The sequence below is a fragment of the Ruegeria sp. AN11 genome, from assembly GCF_056536005.1.
Genome location: NZ_JBQFJD010000001.1, coordinates 291,110 through 311,496, shown reverse-complemented (window position 1 = coordinate 311,496; position 20,387 = coordinate 291,110). Strand labels below are relative to the sequence as shown.

Annotated in this window: 17 protein-coding genes; 5 read left to right on the top strand and 12 right to left on the bottom strand. The window is 56.7% G+C overall.

Features of this window, described 5'->3' with window-relative positions:
* Positions 1–330: 330 nt before the first annotated feature.
* The 9 genes from ACR3EQ_RS01560 to ACR3EQ_RS01520 form a co-directional block, all read right to left on the bottom strand.
* Positions 331–1,605 (bottom strand): amidohydrolase family protein, encoded by a 1,275-nt coding sequence (locus ACR3EQ_RS01560; RefSeq protein ID WP_170614556.1) that lies wholly within the window; start codon positions 1,603–1,605, stop codon positions 331–333.
* The gene (locus ACR3EQ_RS01555; protein ID WP_480489624.1) at positions 1,605–2,549 is read right to left on the bottom strand and encodes an ABC transporter permease; all 945 of its coding nucleotides are present in this window, start codon (positions 2,547–2,549) and stop codon (positions 1,605–1,607) included. The genes ACR3EQ_RS01560 and ACR3EQ_RS01555 overlap by 1 nt, the downstream gene beginning before the upstream one ends.
* Positions 2,549–3,598 (bottom strand): ABC transporter permease, encoded by a 1,050-nt coding sequence (locus ACR3EQ_RS01550; RefSeq protein WP_480489623.1) that lies wholly within the window; start codon positions 3,596–3,598, stop codon positions 2,549–2,551. The genes ACR3EQ_RS01555 and ACR3EQ_RS01550 overlap by 1 nt, the downstream gene beginning before the upstream one ends.
* Positions 3,588–5,126 (bottom strand): ABC transporter ATP-binding protein, encoded by a 1,539-nt coding sequence (locus tag ACR3EQ_RS01545; protein WP_480489622.1) that lies wholly within the window; start codon positions 5,124–5,126, stop codon positions 3,588–3,590. Before ACR3EQ_RS01545 ends, ACR3EQ_RS01550 begins: the two co-directional genes overlap by 11 nt.
* The gene (locus ACR3EQ_RS01540; protein WP_480441254.1) at positions 5,126–6,148 is read right to left on the bottom strand and encodes a BMP family protein; all 1,023 of its coding nucleotides are present in this window, start codon (positions 6,146–6,148) and stop codon (positions 5,126–5,128) included. The genes ACR3EQ_RS01545 and ACR3EQ_RS01540 overlap by 1 nt, the downstream gene beginning before the upstream one ends.
* 201 nt (positions 6,149–6,349) lie before the next feature.
* Positions 6,350–6,820 (bottom strand): N-acetyltransferase family protein, encoded by a 471-nt coding sequence (locus tag ACR3EQ_RS01535; RefSeq protein WP_480489621.1) that lies wholly within the window; start codon positions 6,818–6,820, stop codon positions 6,350–6,352.
* 35 nt (positions 6,821–6,855) lie between these two features.
* Complete coding sequence (locus ACR3EQ_RS01530; protein ID WP_480489620.1) at positions 6,856–8,922, bottom strand: oxidoreductase; 2,067 nt, start codon at positions 8,920–8,922, stop codon at positions 6,856–6,858.
* Positions 8,923–8,997: 75 nt separating this feature from the next.
* Positions 8,998–9,666: a TetR/AcrR family transcriptional regulator gene (locus ACR3EQ_RS01525; RefSeq protein WP_480489619.1), complete on the bottom strand. Its 669-nt coding sequence runs from the start codon at positions 9,664–9,666 to the stop codon at positions 8,998–9,000.
* Between the two features lie 169 nt (positions 9,667–9,835).
* On the bottom strand, positions 9,836–10,165 hold the full coding sequence (locus ACR3EQ_RS01520; RefSeq protein WP_480489618.1) for a DUF6614 family protein: 330 nt from the start codon (positions 10,163–10,165) through the stop codon (positions 9,836–9,838).
* An 80-nt stretch (positions 10,166–10,245) separates the two neighbouring features.
* On the opposite strand from ACR3EQ_RS01520, the gene ACR3EQ_RS01515 reads away from it, so the two are divergent.
* A complete protein-coding gene (locus ACR3EQ_RS01515) occupies positions 10,246–11,538 on the top strand; it encodes an NAD(P)/FAD-dependent oxidoreductase (protein ID WP_480489617.1) in 1,293 nt (430 codons plus the stop codon).
* A gap of 18 nt (positions 11,539–11,556) precedes the next feature.
* Here ACR3EQ_RS01515 and ACR3EQ_RS01510 read toward each other — a convergent pair whose 3' ends face one another.
* Both ACR3EQ_RS01510 and ACR3EQ_RS01505 read right to left on the bottom strand, forming a co-directional pair.
* Entirely contained in the window at positions 11,557–12,858 is a 1,302-nt protein-coding gene (locus ACR3EQ_RS01510; protein WP_480489616.1) for an MATE family efflux transporter, read from the bottom strand.
* A gap of 79 nt (positions 12,859–12,937) precedes the next feature.
* Positions 12,938–13,576 carry a TetR family transcriptional regulator C-terminal domain-containing protein gene (locus ACR3EQ_RS01505; RefSeq protein WP_170614546.1) on the bottom strand — a complete coding sequence of 213 codons (639 nt, stop codon included), beginning with the start codon at positions 13,574–13,576 and terminating at the stop codon, positions 12,938–12,940.
* A 129-nt stretch (positions 13,577–13,705) separates the two neighbouring features.
* Here ACR3EQ_RS01505 and ACR3EQ_RS01500 point away from each other — a divergent pair, with 129 nt between their 5' ends.
* The 4 genes from ACR3EQ_RS01500 to ACR3EQ_RS01485 are packed head-to-tail and all read left to right on the top strand — an operon-like array spanning position 13,706 to position 19,446.
* A complete protein-coding gene (locus tag ACR3EQ_RS01500) occupies positions 13,706–15,352 on the top strand; it encodes a phytoene desaturase family protein (RefSeq protein WP_170614545.1) in 1,647 nt (548 codons plus the stop codon).
* Complete coding sequence (locus tag ACR3EQ_RS01495) at positions 15,349–16,881, top strand: phytoene desaturase family protein (protein WP_170614544.1); 1,533 nt, start codon at positions 15,349–15,351, stop codon at positions 16,879–16,881. The genes ACR3EQ_RS01500 and ACR3EQ_RS01495 overlap by 4 nt, the downstream gene beginning before the upstream one ends.
* Positions 16,878–18,053, top strand: a complete 1,176-nt coding sequence (locus ACR3EQ_RS01490; RefSeq protein ID WP_170614543.1) for an aminomethyl transferase family protein — start codon at positions 16,878–16,880, stop codon at positions 18,051–18,053. Before ACR3EQ_RS01495 ends, ACR3EQ_RS01490 begins: the two co-directional genes overlap by 4 nt.
* A 13-nt stretch (positions 18,054–18,066) precedes the next feature.
* Positions 18,067–19,446 carry an aminotransferase gene (locus ACR3EQ_RS01485; RefSeq protein WP_480489615.1) on the top strand — a complete coding sequence of 460 codons (1,380 nt, stop codon included), beginning with the start codon at positions 18,067–18,069 and terminating at the stop codon, positions 19,444–19,446.
* 33 nt (positions 19,447–19,479) lie between these two features.
* On the opposite strand, the gene ACR3EQ_RS01480 is transcribed toward ACR3EQ_RS01485, so the two are convergent.
* Positions 19,480–20,259: a class I SAM-dependent methyltransferase gene (locus ACR3EQ_RS01480; protein WP_480489614.1), complete on the bottom strand. Its 780-nt coding sequence runs from the start codon at positions 20,257–20,259 to the stop codon at positions 19,480–19,482.
* Between the last annotated feature and the right edge of the window lie 128 nt (positions 20,260–20,387).

The following is a 20,387-nucleotide window of genomic DNA, read 5'->3' as shown; positions in this document are numbered from 1 at the left end:
GACCCTTGCCAATATTGACAAAGATCAATGAGGTCAGAGACCCTGTTCGCCAGCATTTCCTGCGGTCCGCCTTGGTAAACGGGTCAAGGCACACCCAGCTATTTCATGATTTTCAGCTACGGTTCATCGATCCAGATAGTGGTTTCAAAACGGGATTCACGCAAATGTCGCGTTTCCACTTTTTATTTATTAACAGTAGCTTGTACGCAAAACAGAACGCAGACTAGACCGGGCTATAGTTCGTCCAGTCCAATCGTAAAACCATTGAGTGAGGCTACGAAAGCCCCCGACCCTTCAAAGAAAAATCATGACGAGACCGTCACAGAAACCCTAGTGCCGCCTACGCACGCTTTTCGGCCGATCAGGAAGGGCGAGGCGGCTATCGTTACGTTGCTTTTTGGAAACCACATTTCCCTTTGAGATCACCACCAACCGGTCAGGTCTCAGGCGGACAGCTTCAATGGGGTCCCCGGCGTCCAGAACCAAAAGCGAGGCCATGGCGCCCTCGTAAAGGCCATAGTCTTCAAGTCCGAGGATTGCAGCATTTTCAACCGTGACCATGTCAAAACACCGCCTCATATCTTCTGGAGACGACATCTGAGCGACGTGCAACCCCATGAAAGCAACGTCAAGCATGTCTGCGGTTCCCAGCGAATACCAGGGGTCGCGCACACAATCCTGCCCCCAGCCAACTCGGATACCTTCAGCCTGCATTTCCTTCACCCGGGTCAGCCCGCGCCGTTTCGGGAAAGTGTCATGCCGACCCTGAAGCATAATGTTGATCAGTGGGTTCGGAATGGCGCTGATTTCGGCCTCGGCGATCAGAGGAAGCAGCTTTGAGACATAGTAGTTGTCCATGGAATGCATTGAGGTCAGGTGAGACCCTGCCACCCGCCCCTGCAATCCCAGTCGCGTCGTTTCATAGGCCAATGTTTCGATATGCCGAGAATGAGGATCGTCGGTTTCGTCACAATGCATGTCGACCGGAAGGCCCCGTTCAGCGGCGATTTCGCACAAGATGCGGACCGAGGCAGCGCCATCCGCCATGGTCCTCTCAAAATGTGGGATACCGCCGACGACATCGACCCCCATGTCGAGCGCCCGCAATGTATTGGCATGGGCTGTGGGGTCACGCAGCAGACCGTCTTGGGGAAAGGCGACAAGCTGAAGATCCAGGTAAGGCCGAACGACTTCGCGCACATGCAACATGGCCTCGACGCCCTTCAGGCTGTCATCGCAGGTGTCCACATGGCTCCGGATCGCAAGCAGGCCCATAGAGACCGCCCAGTCGCAGTATGAAAGCGCTCGGTCGACCATTTCATCGACCGTTGTCACCTGCTTGAGTTCGCCCCAAAGGCCGATCCCGTCCAGCAGCGTACCCGATGCGTTTATCCGAGGGATGCCATAGCTAAGCGTTGCATCCAAATGAAAATGGGGGTCGACAAAAGGCGGCGAGACCAGGTCGCCGGTCGCGTCGATGATTGCACCAGCCTCGGCGCCGTCCAACTGCCCGATTGCCGTGATACGGTCGCCTGTTATTCCGATATCGGCGACGTTTCCGTCGGGCAGCCGCCCGCCCTTCACAAGAATATCGAAGCTTGCCATCAGCGTTCTCCGCGGTTGTAGGGTATCATCAGCGCCGCTGGCACTTCGGCACGACGCGACATCAGGATCAATGCAAGGATCGAAAGGATGTAAGGGATCATCAAGAAGATCTGGTAGGGAACGAGGGCCCCCAGCCCCGTCTGCTGCAGGCGGATTTGCAGGGCATCGAAGGCAGCGAAAAGTAGCGCACCCAACAATGCCTTGCCTGGCCGCCAAGCACCGAAAACCACCAATGCGATACAGATCCAGCCGCGCCCGTTGACCATCTCAAAGAAAAAGCTGTCAAAGGCCGACATGGTGAGGAACGCGCCCCCGACAGCCATCAGACCAGACCCCATGATGACCGCCCCCATTCTAAGCGCGGTTACAGACAGACCCTGAGCCTCTACAGCAGAGGGATTCTCTCCGGCTGCCCGAAGGGCCAGTCCCAGCGGCGTCCGGTACAGTACGAAGGCAGTTACGCCAACGATAACAAAAGCCAGATAGGTTAACGGGGTTTGGTTGAACAGCGCCTGCCCCAGAACGGGTATCTTCGACAGTATCGGAACCTCAAGTGGTTGAAAGGGTTTGATCCGCGGGGGGCTTGAGACTTCCGGCAGGGCCAGGCGATACGCATAATAGGCGGCTGATGTCGCCAGAAGCGTAATCCCAAGCCCCACGACATGCTGCGACAGCCCAAACGGTACCGTGAGCGTCGCATGCAAAAGCCCGAAAAGCATACCTGCCAGCATCGCAATGAAAACACCGGCCCACAGTCCGGTACCGGCATAGACCGCCATCCAACCGGCAAAGGCGCCGGCCACCATGATCCCTTCGATCCCAAGGTTCAGAACCCCCGCGCGTTCGCAGATCAACTCTCCCATCGTCGCAAAGATCAACGGAGAAGCAATGCGCACAGCAGCTGCCCAAAAACTGGCAGAGAGGAGGATTTCGAAGATCTCCATCAGCCCCTCACGATCCTGAACCGCGTCAGCAAGATGGCGAGGACCATGAACAAAAGTGCGGTCGCCAATAGAAGGTCTGCGATATAGGTGGGAACGCTCGCGGCGCGGCTCATACCGTCGGCACCGACGAATACGCCCGCTACGAAAATCGCCGAAAGAACGACGCCAAGAGGGTGAAGTAGCGCAAGCATGGCGACGATAATGCCTGTGTAGCCAAAGCCCGGACTCAGATCCAGCGTAAGGGACCCCTTGAGCCCCGCGACTTCCGAAAAACCTGCCAGAGCCGCAAGCCCGCCCGAAAGAAACGCGGTTTTCAAGAGCACAAGATTTACAGGGATACCCGCAAAACGGGCAGCCGTCGGGTTCTGACCCACAGCCCGGATTTCGTAGCCAAGCGTGGTCCGGGTCTCAATCACCCAGACGACCACGGCACAGATCAGTGCCAGCGCAAAGCCCCAGTGCAGACGAAGCCCTTCGACAATCCGAGGAAGGCGCGCTTCTGCATCCAGCCTAGGCGATTTCGGCCACCCCATCCCCATGGGATCCTTCAGCGGTCCCTCCAGCAGAAGCGAGATGAAAAGAAGCACGATGAAGTTGAGCAGCAATGTCGTCACCACTTCATCAACGCCGAAACGCGTCTTGAGAATGACCGGACCCAGCAGCATCAGCGCCCCTCCTAGCATCGAGGCGAGACCGACCAGTATCAGTGGTTGCGGCCCCGGCAGGCCCAACGCCGACGTCCCGAAGAGGACTGTCACAAGCGCGCCGATGTAAAGCTGTGCTTCCGCCCCGATGTTCCACAGCTTTGCGCGAAAGGCGACGGCTACCGCCAGACCTGTGAAGATCAAAGGTGTTGCCCGGTTCAGGGTCTCAAGCGCGGCGAACTTCGAACCTGCGGCTCCTTTCAGTATCAGTCCCAACGTGGCGAAAGGATTGGCTCCTGCAAGTAGAACGAGAAACGATACCACAACGATCGACAGCCCCAGTGCCACCGCTGGAAATCCCACAGATCGGGCGAGGGACGGGTTGGCAATCGGTTCAAGCCGCACGTTCAAACCCCTCCCCGGCCATCCACCGCCCAAGCTCGGCGGGGGTTATCGTTCCACGGGGAAACTCAGGCGAGAGCCGGCCGTCGGACATCACCCGGATCACATCCGCAAGCCCCATGATTTCGTCCAAGTCTTCCGAAATCAACAGGATCGCCGCGCCCGCATCTCTGGCTGCTATCAGACGCTCCTGAACGTAGGTCACGGCCCCGATATCAAGCCCTCTCACGGGCTGGTTGGCGAGGATGATTTCCGGATCGGATTCAAGAACCCGCCCGAGGATGAGTTTCTGCATATTGCCGCCCGAAAGCAGACGAATTCGCGTATCCGGACCGGGACAACGCACATCGTATCGCGCGATCACCTTCTGCGCGAAGGCTTGTGCCGCGGCCCAGCGCATCCAACCTGCTCGGCTGATCCCCGGATTCCTGTAGCTTTCGAGGATGGCATTTTCGGTCAACGAGAAATCTGCAATGCTGCCAGTGCTGTGGCGATCCTCGGGAATGCGCCCGATCCGGGCCGCAAGGGACGCGCGAGGTGACCAGGGTGGCGCCTTTTCCTGACCAAGCCACATCTCTCCGCTCTCTGGCCTGGCCTCGCCCGACAGCAAATCGGCCAATGCGCCCTGCCCGTTTCCGGACACACCGGCAAGGCCCATTATCTGGCCTGCACGCAGATCCAGATCGATGTTTCGAAGGCCGGTTCGGTGCCCAGGCGGATGCGCAGAGACACCGCGCAAGCTTAGGAGAACGGCACCGGGCTTGGCCACGGATGGAACGGGTTGGGTAATCTCTTCCCCGACCATAAGCTCAGCAAGGGCATGAGGTGTCGTTTCGTCTGTACGCGTTTCCCCGACCAGCTTGCCATGGCGCAGCACAAGAACCCGGTCCGAGATTGCCATAACCTCGTGCAGCTTATGGGAAATAAAGATGACGGAAAGGCCCTGATCGACGGCGCGGCGCAGCGTCTCGAACAGAGCGTCAGCTTCCTGTGGTGTCAGCACCGCTGTCGGCTCATCCAAAATCAAGATGCGGGCATCGCGATACAGTGCCTTCAGGATTTCCACGCGCTGCCGCTCGCCGACCGACAACTGCCCTGTCTTAGCCGATGGGTCGACGGCCAGCCCGAATTCTTCGGCCAGTTTCATCACGCGTGACTGCGCCTTCTGGCGGCCACGGCCGAACGACCAAAGGGAAGAAGTGCCCAGAAGGATATTTTCGAGAACAGTAAGGTTATTGGCAAGCGTGAAATGCTGGTGCACCATGCCGACACCGGCCCGCAGCGCTGCACCGGTTGCACCGGCAGGCAGGACTTGACCAAATACCTCTACGGTTCCTTCGTCCGCAGTGTAGTGCCCGAACAGGATGTTCATGAGCGTTGTCTTGCCAGCGCCGTTCTCACCAAGAAGCGCGATGACCTCGCCCCGGTGAAGCGTCACGTCAACCGAGTCATTGGCCGTCAAATTGCCAAATCGCTTGGTGATGCCATTAAGGCGCAGGACAACCTCCTGCGCCGAACTATCTTTGGACATCAGGAGGACACAGGCTCTGAATCGTCCACTTCCACAACATAAGTACCCGCCCGAATTGCAGCCTCTCGTTCAGCAACAAGCGCCATCGCATCGGCAGGCACCTTGCCCTCGAATGTGCCCAGAGGCGCGAGCGAGCAGCCGCCTTCCTTCATGTAGGAATAAAGCCCGTAATTGGCCGCCGTAAAGCTGCCGTCGGCGACCGCCGCGAGAGCCGCTTGCATCGTAGGCTCAAAATGCCAGAGCGCCGAGGCAACCACCGTATCCGGATAGTCCGCCTGAGTGTCGATGACATTGCCGATTGCCAGAACGCCGCGCTCCTGCGCCGCATCGGAAACGCCGAAGCGTTCGGCATACATAACGTCTGCACCATTTTCGATCATCGCAAAAGCCGTCTCTTTCGCTTTGGGCGGATCGAACCACGAGCCGATGAACGAAACCTGGAAGGTCGCGTCGGGTTTCATTTCGCGCACGCCTGCCATGAATGCGTGCATGAGCCGATTGACCTCTGGTATCGGGAAACCGCCAACCATTCCGATATTGCCAGACTCGCTCATGGCGCCGGCGATGATACCGGTAAGATAGGCAGCGTCCTGAATATAGTTGTCGAAAACGGCCAGATTGGGATGGGCCGGATCTTCAAGGAAAGACGAACCCAACAGGAACGCGGTATCGGGGTAATCCAGAACCACCTCCCGTGCTTCTGCCTCGACCCCGAAAATCTCGCCCACGATCAGCTTGGCGCCGCCTTCGGCGTATTCCCGCATGACCCGGGTATAGTCGGTATTGGCCGTGTTCTCGGTAAAGGCATAAGTTATCTGGCCCGCATCTTTCGCCGCTTCCGCCGCAATGTGGATGCGGCTGACCCATTGCTGTTCAACTGGAACGGTGTAAATGCCCGCAACACTCAAAGGCTCTTGCGCAATGAGGCGTTTGGGAAATGTCGCGAGGCTGGCTGCGGCGCTCGCGCCCAAAAGCAGGCTCCGACGATCAATTCCAGAGTAAAGCAGTTCGGCGCGTTTCATGACATATTCCCCCTATCGACCTTGTTGTCAGCCGACAGTAGCAAGAACGCCGTGTAACGCAAAGAAAACGTGCCGAATATTGGGCGAATGATCTCGGCACTGGTCTTGAATCAAGCAAATGCGCTGGGTTTGATCATTGAACGAGGTGGTCAAAGACACCCGCCCTCCTCAGCCCAAGGCCTTCAGAAATGACGCTGCTGACTATTCGTCTTTTTCGTAGACAATGAATGGCGTTCGTTTTGCCACTTCGTCGTATAGCATTCGGCCCTTGTAGTTGAACTCCTGAGTGGTCCAGTAAGTTGTTGGAACACCATGCTGCTTTGCGGTTTGAAAAACGGCCTCGATCAGAGCACGGCCGACACCCTTTCCTCGGACCTCGGGGTCTGCAAACAGATCCATCAGATAGCAGGTATCCTCGACGGACCACATAAACCTGTGAAACAGGTAATGTGCCAATCCAACCGGTTGTCCGTCCAGTTCAGCAATGAGGCAGTTGTATTCACCTGTATCTGTTGACAACAGCCTGCTGAAAGAAATCTCGTAGACTTCTTCCGGGACGGTGGTCTCGTAGAACTCCAGATAGGCAGTCCACAAGCGGCGCCACTCTTCCTTGTCTTTCGACTCAAGCGGGCGGATAACCAGACCTTCCGGCATCACAGATTTCTCCTGCATTTCAAGGTGCTTATCGAGATGGCCGCACCGAGCGGTCAAATGAGCTGTTGCCCGACATCGACACGATCGTGTTTGAGCGGCACGTCCACATCCACGGAACCATCCAATTCCTGGGCGTATCTATGCCCGGCATAGACTGCCGCCGCGATAATCGCTGGTGCATCGCAATCGCCAATGCGGCGGAGGCTGAATGGCAATTCCGCAGTTTTCGTCCGACTGCTCAATTCCCGATACAAGCCGTCATTTGGTTTCCGGGTTGTCACCATCACAATGTTGGCAGCGGGCAAGGTTTTACCTGATCCGCCGTAGAGACAATCCAAATGCGCCAATTCGCCATCGAATTGTCTCAGCGTCTTTGACGGCATGATCTCGATCCCCAGGCGAAGCAAATGTGTTCGGATGCGCCAACGCTCGGACGTTTTTCCAGCCCAATCAGCCACACTGTCGGACGGTGTGACAAACGTTACGGCGTGACCTCGCGCCCTAATTTTTTCGGCAATGACGCTGGCCATGTAGTAGCCATCACTGTCAAAAACGAGAGTTGGCCCATCGGGAATCCTTCCATCCATGATGTCATCGGGAGTGTAAACGCAGTTCAAGGCGGCTCCTTCCGCGACCGGGACGAAACGTTCCTCATCATGGTAATCATTTCGCCAGGTCGCGCCCGTGGCGATTGCAACGTGGTCAGCTTCAACCGCGAAGATATCGTCAACTGTCAGCGGGCTTTCCCGGTAGATTTCAACATTAGGCATTTCGATCAATTGCTGCTCGCGATAGTCCCTGACGCGAATGTACTCGCTCATGCCCGGAAGTGCCGCTTCGCGCACAACCCGACCGCCTATTTCACGAGAAGCCTCTGCCAGCAGGACATCATACCCACGCGCCCCAAGCGCCCGCGCGGCTTCAAGACCAGCCGCCCCTGCCCCGACAATCAGAACGCGTGCATCTGAAGCTTTCTTTCGAATGATTTCGGGATGCCAGTCCTTGCGCCATTCCTCTCCCATTGTCGGGTTTTGCGTGCAACGAATTGGCACGCCAATCGTGTCGCTGGCATAGCAGACATTGCACCCGATGCATTCACGGATCGCAGACAGGCGCCCTTCCTCGATTTTCTTGGGAAGGTAAGGGTCAGCAATCGACGGGCGCGCTGCACCGATAAAATCCGTAATTCCGCGCCTGACCTGCGAGGCCATTGTATCGGGTGACGTGAAGCGGCCCACAGTCACGACGGGCTTATCCGTCACGGACTTGACCCAATGCATGTAGGGTTCAAGAGCTGCCTCTTTGGTAAAACGGGAAACGCCCATCTCGACCGAGTAATCTGCGATGTTGATATCCCACAAATCCGGAAGATCAGCGAGCATCTCGAACATCTCGCGACGCTCACCATAGATGGGCTGGCCATCCTCACCGATCTCTTCGTCTGCTGAGAAACGGACCGCCACAGCGCACCGGTCCCCAACGGCGTCCTTGGTTTCCTGGATCAGTTCACGGGTCAGGCGCACCCTGTTTTCCAGGCTGCCGCCATATTCGTCGCTGCGCGTGTTCACCCGTGGATGCAAAAAGTTCGAGATAAGGTATCCGTGCGTCGCGTAAACATAGACAATGTCAAAGCCCGCGTCTCGCGCCCGCAAGGCGGCCTTGCGGTGCCACCGGCGCAAATCCCGGATGTCCTGCTTGTCCATTGCACGGGTTTGATAGGGATGCCCTTTAACGTTGGGCCGGCTGTCGACGTCCATGCTCGGCAACCGGGAAAACAGGTTGTTCGAGTTGGCGCCTCCGTACCATAGCTCAGCACCCGCAAGGCTGCCATATTCGTGCACCGCGTCCGTCATCAAAGCGTGCGCCCGAACATCGCTGTCATCCCAAAGGGACGCGTAAGGATGCGGCAGGTCGTCAGATGATGGATGGATCGAGTTGTATTCCGTACATATGACGCCCCATCCACCTTGCGCTTTCACCTTGCGCATGGCCGCAAGGGTACGGGGGTATTGCCAGCCCATGCCTGTGCAGTGCGGAACCTGATAGAACCGGTTTGGCGCAGTGACTGGTCCCATTTGCATTGGTTCGAAAAGGATGTCGTAGCGAGGATCCCTTTTCATTCGTTTGCCTTTTGTTTGCTGCGCTGTGCGCAGGCCCGTCTTGTCTGAAAAACCAGATTTTTGACCAGCACTGTTTCAACTGCCGCTCTTGAACTCTGGCATTCGAAAATGATCCGGGTAGACCTTGGACAGGAAGGCGACGATTTGATCCCGGGCTTCGATACGTCGAAAGTTTTCCGGGTAGGTCAAAAGCTCCAGCCAGATTCCGTCGTACAGAGCCTCCAGGATATTGGCGACTTGCCTTGGCGGCATGTCGTCATACCCGCCATCCTCAGCAATTTCCGAACACAGGCGCAGCGCGATGCTGTAACGCTCCAGATCGATGTCATTGATCAGCTTGCGGTAAACTTTGCGCCGCCCCGCTTCTCCAAAAAACGCAAACCAGACGGCCAGTTTCTTCGGCGAGCAAATCCGCGGGTGAAAATGCGCATCGACGATGGCCAACAGCTTTTCGGGCGCCGGTAAACCTGCATTGTCAAAAGCGTCCAACCACTGTTCATGGTGTTCCTTTGCAAGAAACAACAGCGTTTCTTCCAGCAAGTTCTGTTTGCTTTTGAAGTGGAAGTTGACGATGCCCAGCGACAAGCCGGCAATCTCGGTCACGGTGGACATGGTTGTTCCACCAATTCCGTTTTGTGCGATCGAGTCGATTGTGGCGTTGATCAGCTGTTGGCGCCGCACCTCCTTGGACTCGGTACGCCGGCGCCCTGTCGGTTTTGAGTTATCGCCTGGCGTCTGACTCACTCGCACACCTCCCATCTTCTCAGGTACTTCAATCTTGCCCGCGCTCACTGCCAAGCCGTGCCGGCGAGAGGCTGATTGACATTCGCAAAGTTTATGCCATTGATTGAATAATCATTCAATGATGAAGATAAATGATGTGAAAACAATACGAATGTTCGCAATCATGGATCTACAGCTCCGACCAAAAGGTGAAAACCGGGTCGTGCACCATAGAAATGACACTGCGATGCAATTCTCCCAGTGGCTCAATGCGATCCTCGATGGCGGACCAAGCCGCGTCGGCCTGCATTTGATCCCTGAACTCGATCACAGCCATAAGCGAATGGTCACGTTGTTGGTCAGTATCGTAACCGCTTGCTGGAATGCGTTTACACAAAGGCGTTCCGTTCGTTGCCAGACCCGCCGCAACCAAATGTCCGACAAACGCGTTCCAGGCCTGTTCGAACGCATCGAGGTCGGCGGCCGGTTTCAGTTCGAATTGGTTCAAAAGTCTTGGCATTCTTCACATACTGTCCGGAAAGGCGTCACCAGCCAAACCTATGCAATTCCCCCCGCAAGGCAAGCGCGCGAGACCAATAGATGATCCGCAACGAAAACCCCGTTATTGCAAACAGCCTGTGGTCAGCAACGGCAGGTTATTCAACCGATTACCCGCAACTCGCTACCGAGCAACAATCAGACGTAACGGTGATTGGCGCCGGGTTCACTGGCCTTTCGGCAGCGCTTCACCTGGCCGAGGAAGGCATCAAAGTTGTTCTGATCGACGCCCAACACCCGGGCTGGGGCGCGTCTGGGCGCAACGGTGGGCAGATCAATGTAGGCCTCAAGCACGGGCCAACCGGTATCAAGGCCAAGTTTGGAGATTTCTGGGGAAACAGAATGATCCGAATGGCCGGTGACGCGGCCGATCTTGTTTTCGATTTGATCGCTCGGCACGACATTAAGTGCGATGCAAACCGCCCGGGATGGCTGCGCGCGGCGCATACGACCAAAACACTCAACGAATTGCACAAACTTGCTGAGGATTGGGACAATCACGGCGGCGGCATGGTTCAGCTTGATCAAGGCGGAATGCAGCGTCTGACCGGGACAGAAGCCTATCTGGGTGGAGTTCTGGACCGACGCAGCGGAGTTTTGCACCCACTGAACTATGCACTTGGACTGGCCGAAGCAGCCCGTCGCAATGGCGTGGAAATCTTCGGAGAAACGCCCGCCAACCGGCTCTCGTCAGAGGGCAGCCGCTTTCGGGTTGAGACACCTAACGGAGCTGTCTTTTCGGACAAGGTCCTTATTTGCACAAACGCCTATTCTGGTGATCTGCATCCGCGCCTGGCGCAATCCGTCCTGCCCGTTCGGTCAGTTCAGGTGGCGACGGCGCCATTGTCCGACAATATCCGCCAAACAATTCTGCCAGAAGGCAACGCCTTGTCCGACGCAAGACGCCTTCTTTTGTACTTCAGGCAAGATGCAGACGGCCGGTTCCTGATGGGCGGTCGCGGCACCTACTATGACAATTCCACCATCAAACAAATTGAGCGACTGAAACGCATTTCCGTTGAACTTTTCCCCCAATTGTCCGGAGTTCAGTGGGAATATGAGTGGGGCGGGTATGTGGCGCTGACGAGGGATCACTATCCCCACCTGCATGAACTCACCCCGGGCGTAATGACAGGTCTGGGCTACAACGGTCGCGGCGTTGCCATCGCCACCGCAATGGGGCGGGTCCTGGCCCGGTGGGCGGCCGGGATCAAAGTCGATGAGCTTGAGTTTCCGGTTACCCCCCTCAAACCTCTACCTTTTTCGTTTGCCCGAGAGACCCTTGTCGAAGCAGAAATCCTGCGCCTGAAACTCCTGGACAAGTTGGGTCTTTGAGACAGAAAACCGCGCTGGTTAACGGTTTTTGGAGAAGAAGCGATAGGTCAATGCGATCGCGGCCAGTGAGAGGCCCGTGCCGTACCCAATCCAAACACCGTTGGGTCCGAACCCGAGCCAAAAGCCCAATCCATATCCAAGCGGCAAAGCAACGATCCAATAGGCAATCAGGGTAATGGCAACCGGAACATGATTGTCCATCATGCCCCGAAATGCGCCCAGCATTGTCCCCTGAACGCCATCTGCGATCTGCATTGCGGCGATCACAAGGAACATCGAAATCGCGAGAGAAACGACATTCGGATCATCTGACAAGCTGTTCGCCAGAGGAATACGGCCAACCAAAATACCCAGGATAACGACTGTCATCCAACTCACAACGACCAGAAGCGACGCTAATACAATTGGCTTCAGCCTGTCCTTATCACCGGCACCGATTGCCTGAGCCACGCGTATTGAGATTGCAATCGAAACGCCCAACGGCACCATGTAAATAACGTCGCTGACCGCAGAAACGATTTGATGTGCTGCAAGCGCGGCGGCGCTGAACCACCCAAGCATCAGGCCTGCTACGGCGTAAGCGGCCCCCTCCCCCAGGTAACCGACGGAGATGACGATCCCTTCTTTGATCTGCGCCTTGAACTCAGACCAGTCAAAACCTTCGGTCCTCAGAAGGTCCCATTTCCGTTTCCTTGCGCCCAAAATCACAAATGCCGCAATCAAAGGCACCGTCTGAGACAACAGACTTGCGATCCCTGCCCCAACAAGACCCAGACCAGGCCAGCCAGCAACACCGTGGATCAACACATAATTCGAAGGAATGTTGAAACCGACCGCAAGAAACGCAAGCCCAACGCCAATCCAAGGTTGGTTCATGGCGTCAAACAGAGCTTTTAACGCGTAGAAAACAGTGAATGGAACCAAAAGAAGGCTCATCGCGTTCCAGTAGCCGCCAAGCAAGCCTACGACTTCCGGGGGCTGTCCGATCCAGGAAAGAGCCGGTTTCAGGCAGATCATTACGCTCGCACCGACAACCCCGACGAGCAGAGAAACCAAAAGCCCGGCAGTTGTGGCCGAAGCAAGCCCTTCCTCGCTGGACTTGCCGAAGGCTTCCGCCATTCGCACGCCAATTGCGGACACAAAGCCATAAAGCGCAGAGTAAAAGATGATCAGCACCGAGGCCGTTATCGACACTGCTGCCAGAGGAAGCGTTCCCAATGGGGCCACCATCACGGTATCCACAACGCCAATCAAAGCAGCGGCGGCAAGGGAAATGACTATTGGCAGGGCAAGTCGCGCAACATCACGCGCTTCCTGCACTATCGCAGCCCTGGGCGGCAGCGGCTGTTGTGAGATCCGCACTCGCGTCATGACATCGGGGCCTCTCAGCCGAAAGTGGCTATGGCGTTTCAGTCAGCAGGCCCGGCACCAGGCGCACGAGGCATCCCCATGCAGCTTGTTCCGCCTCTTCTCGGCTCAGGTTTTCCGGCGCAAGATGCAGGCGCTGCCAATAACCATCCGTCAACGTCTCCATCCATTCCGTCATTTGATCCGGAGAGGCAACATCATCCTCGGCCAGCAATTCTTGCCAGATCGCATACAAAGTTTCGCGCCGCCGCGCTTCAAAGTGTTCCGCAACCTCATCATAGTGCTGCTGGAATCTGAGTTCCCCCCAAAACGCATACCACAAAGGCAGGACGTTCGGACCACATGCATCAGGGTGGAAGTCCGCATTGATGAGTGCCCTTATCTTTTCCGCTGGCTTATCCCCTGCCTGTTCCAGAGAGGTCGTCCAGTGCTCCTCATAGCGTCGGTACAAGTCGCGAAGCGTTTCGGTGAGAAGGCCACCCTTTGATTTGAAATAAAAGGCTGCAACGCCCTGAGACAGCTCGGCTTCGGACGCGACCGTCGCAAGTGTCGTTTTCGCCAATCCATGCGCCAGTATGGAACGGCACGCCGCGTCCAGCAGCTGCCGGCGGCGGCGATCTGCGTTTTCCTTCCGCTCTTTGCGGGGGCGTTTCCGCTCTGCGTCGACCAATTGCCGCTCCTCCTAGAATTACCGCCATCTACAGTGCGCGAAAAACACGCGTCAATGGTCTAAAATTTATTTGAGCGCTCAAATAAACTTTACGGAATCATGTCCGGTCTGTAAACGGAGAGGAAAGGGATGAAAAATTTGACGACTGAGAACAGATACGACGTGATTGTGGCCGGTGCCGGTCATAACGGATTGACAGCCGCCGCTTATTTGTCCCGTGCGGGCATGCGTGTTTTGGTCGTCGAAAAGAATGACTGGATTGGTGGCGCAGCAGTCAGCCGTTCGCTGCACGAAGGCTGGACTTACTCGAACTGCTCTTATGTCTGCTCTCTTTTGCGGCGCGAAATCGCCAGAGACCTCGAACTCCCGAAATACGGGCTTCAGGTTATCCCCTACGAAGGTGGTGCGAGCTTCACACGCGACGGAGATTACTTCGCCTACTACTCCGATCACAACGCCCTAAAGCGCGAGATGGCGCGCCATTCTGCACGTGATGCAGACGCTTATCGTCGCTATTCGCAATCTATCATGCGGCAATGCCGCTTTATCCGACCGTTTCTGCTTCGAGACGCACCGGACCCTGCTTCGCTCCGCCCACGTGACCTGGGCGAAATGGCTTACCTTGTCAAAAAGGCCCACGGACTGGGAAGTCGCGAACTTGGTGAAACGCTGAAATTCTGGACAATGTCCATTGGCGACTTTCTGGATGAGCATTTCGAGAACGACCTGATCAAGGCACATTTGGCTGGATCGGGAATTATCGGTACTGGTCTTGGGGTATATTCGCCCGGAACCGCCTATGTTCTGCTGCACCACTACATGGGCGATATCGATGGTGGCATCGGAGCCTGGGGTTTCGCCCGCGGCGGCATGGGCGCGATTTCCAATGCTATTGCGGCGTCTTTCAAAGATCACGGCGGTACGATCCATACAGGTGCAGGGGTCGAGAGAATCCTTAGCAAAGATGGACGCGTGGAAGGCGTGGCGCTGGAAGACGGCAAGGTTTTCCATGCCCCAGTCGTCGCATCCAACATGGATATCAAGCGCACCATTTTACACCACGTTGATACCGCCGATCTGCCGGATGACTTCACCAAAGCGGTGCGGAACTTCAAAATTCGCGGGTCTTCGGCGAAACTCAACATCGCCCTTGACCGCTTTCCAAACTTTCCTGCCGCACCAGACCACACCAGTTTTCTGAGGGGCGATCTGCATGTGTCGCAGAGCCTCTTTGAACTGGAAAAGGCTTATGATGATTGGAAGCTGGGGCGCTGGTCGGAAAAGCCGTACATTGACATGCTGATCCCCAGCCAGATCGACCCAACGATGGCTCCGACAGGTGCGCATATGATGACGGTGTTTGTTCAGTACGCCCCATATGATCTGGAAGTCGGCGGCGTCCGGTCGGCAGACAACTGGGACGACCAACAGCGCAAGGCAATGTCTGAAACTGTACTGGACCAGATGGCTGTGGCTTGCCCTGACATTCGCGAGCGCGTTGTGCACATGGAAGTCCGTTCACCGCTGGAAATCGAACGCGAGGTCGGTTTGACCGAAGGCAACATTTTCCAAGGCGAACTGACCTTTGACCAGCTTTTCTTCAATCGCCCGGTCCCGGGGTGGTCGCAGTACAGCCTGCCAATCCAGGGGCTGTATCTGTGCGGTTCGTCCGCACATCCGGGTGGCGGAGTTATGGGTGCGCCCGGCGCCAACGCGGCCCGCGCAATCCTGAGGAACGAAACACGGCATGGCCGAATGAAGGGGTATGCCGCATGAACCAGTTTGATGCAATTGTCGTGGGTGGCGGCGTCAACGGGTTGATTGCCGGAACGCTTCTCGGTCGGCGCGGCAAGAATGTCTGCATCGTTGAAAAATCTGACAGTTTTGGTGGAATGGCGTCCTACTCCGTGGACGGGGGGCCAACATTGGCCCACTCGCTTTACAACCTCAGCCCGCGCGCCCTGAGTGACATCGGTTTGGACCTGCAACACCCTGTTTTGGCCGGGAAACCGACCTCCACGGTCTCATTGGCTGAAGATGGTCGGCACATCGTCTTCAGTGACGAAGGCGTCTGCTGGAGTGACGGGACAGCGCACCCGGACTCCAAAGCCTGGTCCGATCTGACGCAACAGTTGATTACGTATGGCGGCTTGTTGCGCCAACTCGCCGAAGCCCCACCACCCGGCGGTCACAAAGCTGTGCTTTCGCGGGGCGGAATGGCTGAGGTTCTGCGCCTGGCGAAATTGGGCATCGGACTGAAAAGGCTGGGTAAATCGGAAATGCGGCGCTTCCTGCAGGTCGTTCTGTCCAATGTCTATGACATTGTCCTTGATGACTTGTCGGACGGACCGGCGGCTGGGATGCTTGCTGCTGATGCAATCTGGGGGGCAGCCGCCGGTCCAAGATCTTCGGGAACCGTGTTCAACCTGATCTACCGGATGGGTCACGGGGGCACCATTACCCAACCTGCGGACGGAGTGTCTGCGCTGACAGATTTAATCGTTGAAGCAGCGCAAAAGGCGGGGTGCGTCCTGATGCCGGGAACCGAGGTTTCCCGCGTTCTCGTGGACAAGGATGCCGTCTCTGGCGTCATAACCAACGATGGGCAAACTTTGACCGCACCTCTCGTGCTGAGCAACCTCGCACCTAAGCCAACAAGCCGTATGACCGGGCCATCTGTTTTTGACATCGAAACGATGCGGCGCATTCGGAACATCCGGGCACGAGGAACAGCAGCCAAGGTCAACCTAAAATTAAAGGACAACATGCCACTGCCCGGCTTGCCTGAAGGGTTGGCAAATAGTCGTCTGATCTATGCCCCCTCCGCAGAATACGTGGAAGCTGCGTTCAATCCAGCAAAATATCGACAAATGTCCAAGGCCCCGGTGATCGAAGCCTTCAAGATGCAGACAGCCGATGGATCAGGCTGGTTGTCGACCATAATGCAATACGCGCCATCCGACCTAGAAGGCGGCTGGACTGAAGCCGCGAAAGATCAGCTTGCGCAAATCGCCGTAGATACACTGGGCCGCGCCTTGCCCGGCCTGAAGAATCACATCGCAGGCAGACAAGTCATAACACCGGATCAAATCGAAAGCGCAACCGGAGCGCCCGGGGGCCACTGGCACCACGCGGAAATGTCCCTGGACCAGCTTCTGACACTTCGCCCCGCAAACGGAATGTGCCGCTATTCCATGGGTCCCAAGGGGCTGTACCTGTGCGGCGCTGGAACCCACCCCGGAGGCGATGTCATGGGCCTCGCCGGTCGCAATGCGGCCCTGGCGGCGCTGGAGGAGCAGCCATGAGCATCTTCACCGACCCGAAACTTGGCTTAATCCCCGCCGCCTTTCACAAGAAGCTCGAAGAGCAGAATCGCGCTCAAAACTGGTATGACTGGGCGGGTTACGCTGCCCCCGGAGTTCTCGACAGTGTCGAGTTCGAGTATTTCGCGCTGCGCAATCAGGCCTCTGTGTTCGATATCTCACCGATGCACAAATACAGGCTGACAGGTCCTGACACGACCGCAATGCTCAATCGCCTGGTCACGCGTGACGTCCGCAAGATCGCAGCGGGCCGCGTTGGATACGCAATCTGGTGCGATGAAGAGGGCATGGTCATCGATGACGGGACTCTTTTCCATCTCGGCGACAACGATTGGCGCTTGTGCTGTCAGGAACCGATGCTGACGTGGTTGCTGGACGCGGCATGGGGTTTCGATGTTGCGGTTCGGGATGAAACTCACAGCGTTGCCGGCCTTTCGTTGCAAGGTCCGACGTCCTATGCGGTGTTGGAAGCTGCGGGACTAGATGTTGGCGCGCTAAAACCATTCGATCTGGTCCAGATCGAACCTGACCTCATGATTTCACGGACGGGCTTTACCGGTGACCTCGGCTATGAGCTTTGGTGCGACTGGGACAAGGCAGAAGATCTCTGGGACAGAATTTGGAAAGGTGGCTTGCATCAGGGACTGCGCGCCATTGGGTACGATGCTGTCAATATCGCACGCATCGAGGCGGGATTTCTGACCGCAGGGGTGGACTTTCAGCCCGTTCATGCGACCGAGCGGTTGCACCGGGGCCAAACGCCATTCGAACTCGGCCTAGGACGGCTGGTCGACTTCGAGAAAGACCACTTCAATGGTCGCCGTGCGTTGCTGTCGAAACGCGATGCTCCCAGAAGCCTCCTCATGCGTTTCGATGTCGAAGGCTTCAAACCCTCGGAAGGGTCATTGGTCTACAACCGGCGCAGAAAAGAAGTTGGGCACGTGACCTCCGGAATTTGGTCCCCCACCGCCAAACGTAACATCGCACTGGCACATGTTCGTATGCCGGATGCAAGCCGCTCATCCAGTTTGATGGCGGAAATCTACACACTGCAGGAAGGCAAATGGGATACCAGAATGGCGCGTCTCACGCCCGTCACCAAAGCCTTTTTCGCACCGCCGCGCGCACGTGCGACACCGCCCGCCCGCACCTAAAGGAGAAGAAGACGTGAGCACACTTGTCAACACTCCAACCGATGGCGATCTTGTCACCTGGGATCGCGACCATCATCTACACCCTTGGGCCGGGACCGAAGGCTTTGGTTCCGATGAGTACATGCGGGTCAACACAGCGGATGGTATCTACCTTTGGGATGCTGCCGGAAAGCGCTATATCGATGGCCCGGGCGGTATGTGGTGCACACAGATCGGTTACGGCCGCCGGGAGATGGCCGACGCCATTTCGCAGCAGGTCATGACGATGCCCTACGCGTCGCCCTGGTCATTTACGACTGAGCCCGCGGCCGTTTTGGCCCGTATGATCGCAGAACGCACTCCAGGCGACCTGAATACAGTGCACTTTACAACCGGCGGGTCCACGGCCGTCGATACCGCACTTAGAACCGCGCTTTTCATGAACAAACGGCTTGGCAGGCCAGAAAAGAAAATCGTGATCGGCCGGGAGAAAGGCTATCACGGATCGACTTTTCTGGCTGCAACGGTCACCGGGAAAGAACGCTTCGAAACAAGCTTTGAAAAGGCGCAGGATTTGGTGCGTTTCCTACCCGACGTGAACCCTTATCACCGGCCCGAGGGAATGAGTGTCGATGCCTGGTGCGACGCCAAGGTCGCCGACCTTGAAAACCTGATTGCCGAGGTAGGTGCCGACCGTATTGCCGCATTTATCGCCGAACCGATCCTGTGTTCTGGCGGCGTGATTGTCCCGCCTCCGGGCTACCACAAGCGCACACTCGAAATATGCCGTGCAAACGACATTCTGTACATCTCGGATGAGGTCGTAACCGGCTTTGGCAGGCTGGGACATTGGTTCGCATCAGAAGACGTTTTTGGCATCGTTCCAGACATTATTACATGCGCAAAAGGCCTGACTTCCGGGTATCTGCCACTTGGCGCTTGCATCATCTCGGACGCTGTAATGCAACGCATCTCTGACGCTCCGGGCGGCGATGTCTTCTACAATGGCTATACCTATTCAGGGCACCCGGTGAGCTGTGTTGCAGCAATCAAAAACATCGAGATCATGGAGCGGGAGGATATTCTTGGGCACGTTCAACGCGTAACACCGCAATTTCAAGAACGCCTGCGCCAGATCAAGGAAAAGTTCCCGATCGTCGGGGACGTGCGCGGCGACGGTCTTCTGGGGTGTATCGAATGCCGCCCCGGGCTGAAGGTCGAAAGCTATGAAGCACACGTCAAGTTTGGGCAGAAACTGGACGACGCATGTGAAGAGTTGGGTTTGCTTTTGCGACCATTTGGAAACATGGCCGTGTTCTCTCCTCCTCTGATCATCACTCCTTCCCAGATAGACGACATGTTCGACATCATGGAGGCAGGAATGGCGCAGGTCAGTAAGGACTACGGCGAATAGCGGCCACGACGCCACAACTTGGCGCCGGCAAAGTCATGCTGGCTTTCGACCTCGGATGTGATGCGGGCAGTGCTCTCCGGATTTAAGCACAGGCTGCATCGCGTCCCAGATCTCGATTTGGTGTTCGATAAACTCGGCACCATGCCGGGCTTCCCAGCCAGCGCGGTTCGGCCCGGTCAAATCCGCAAGTTCTGCGGCGGAAACTTCCGCATACCATGGATTGCGGTTAACCAATTCCACGCCTTCGAAGCCGGCCGCCTCCATCGCGGTGCGATACTTGGAAGGCGACGCCATTTGAAATTCCAAAGCTTCCATCTTCACATAATGCGCCATCTCAGGTGACATGTCCCCGTCATGATTGGTCAGCCAGTCAGAAGCGGCAAACCGACCACCCGGCTTCAACACCCGAAAGGCCTCGGCAGCCATCGCGGCTTTGTCGGGAAAGTGGATGATCGAGTCTTTTGAGAACACGACGTCAAAAGTACCATCTTCGAAAGGCATTGGGCCCGGAGTGACCTGAAGGATTTCCACCCTTTCTTCCAACCCGGCCCGCTTCACTCGCTCTCTCGCCGCCGCGCAGACGGGAGCCTCCACATCAATGCCTGTCACTTTCCCCGCACCGAACTTCTGCGCCATCAGCACTGCAATTGCCCCTGATCCACACCCAATATCAAGGATATGCTTGCCTTTGAGATCGATCCCCTCAACAACCCGAGCAACTTCCTCGGGGCCTCCTGGCGAAAGGAACCCCTCCCCCCAAAGCTCTTCCAGGAAGTTGATCACCTGACGGTCGTAAAGGATATCGTCTGACACAAGCTTCCCCCGCATCTGATTGCCAGTTCACCGACACAGTGAAGCCTGATCGCGCTGCCCTGGCAAGCCCTTTTCCAGATAGGAAGGCGATGCTCAAAATTAACTATTGAATGATCATTCAGTCAGTA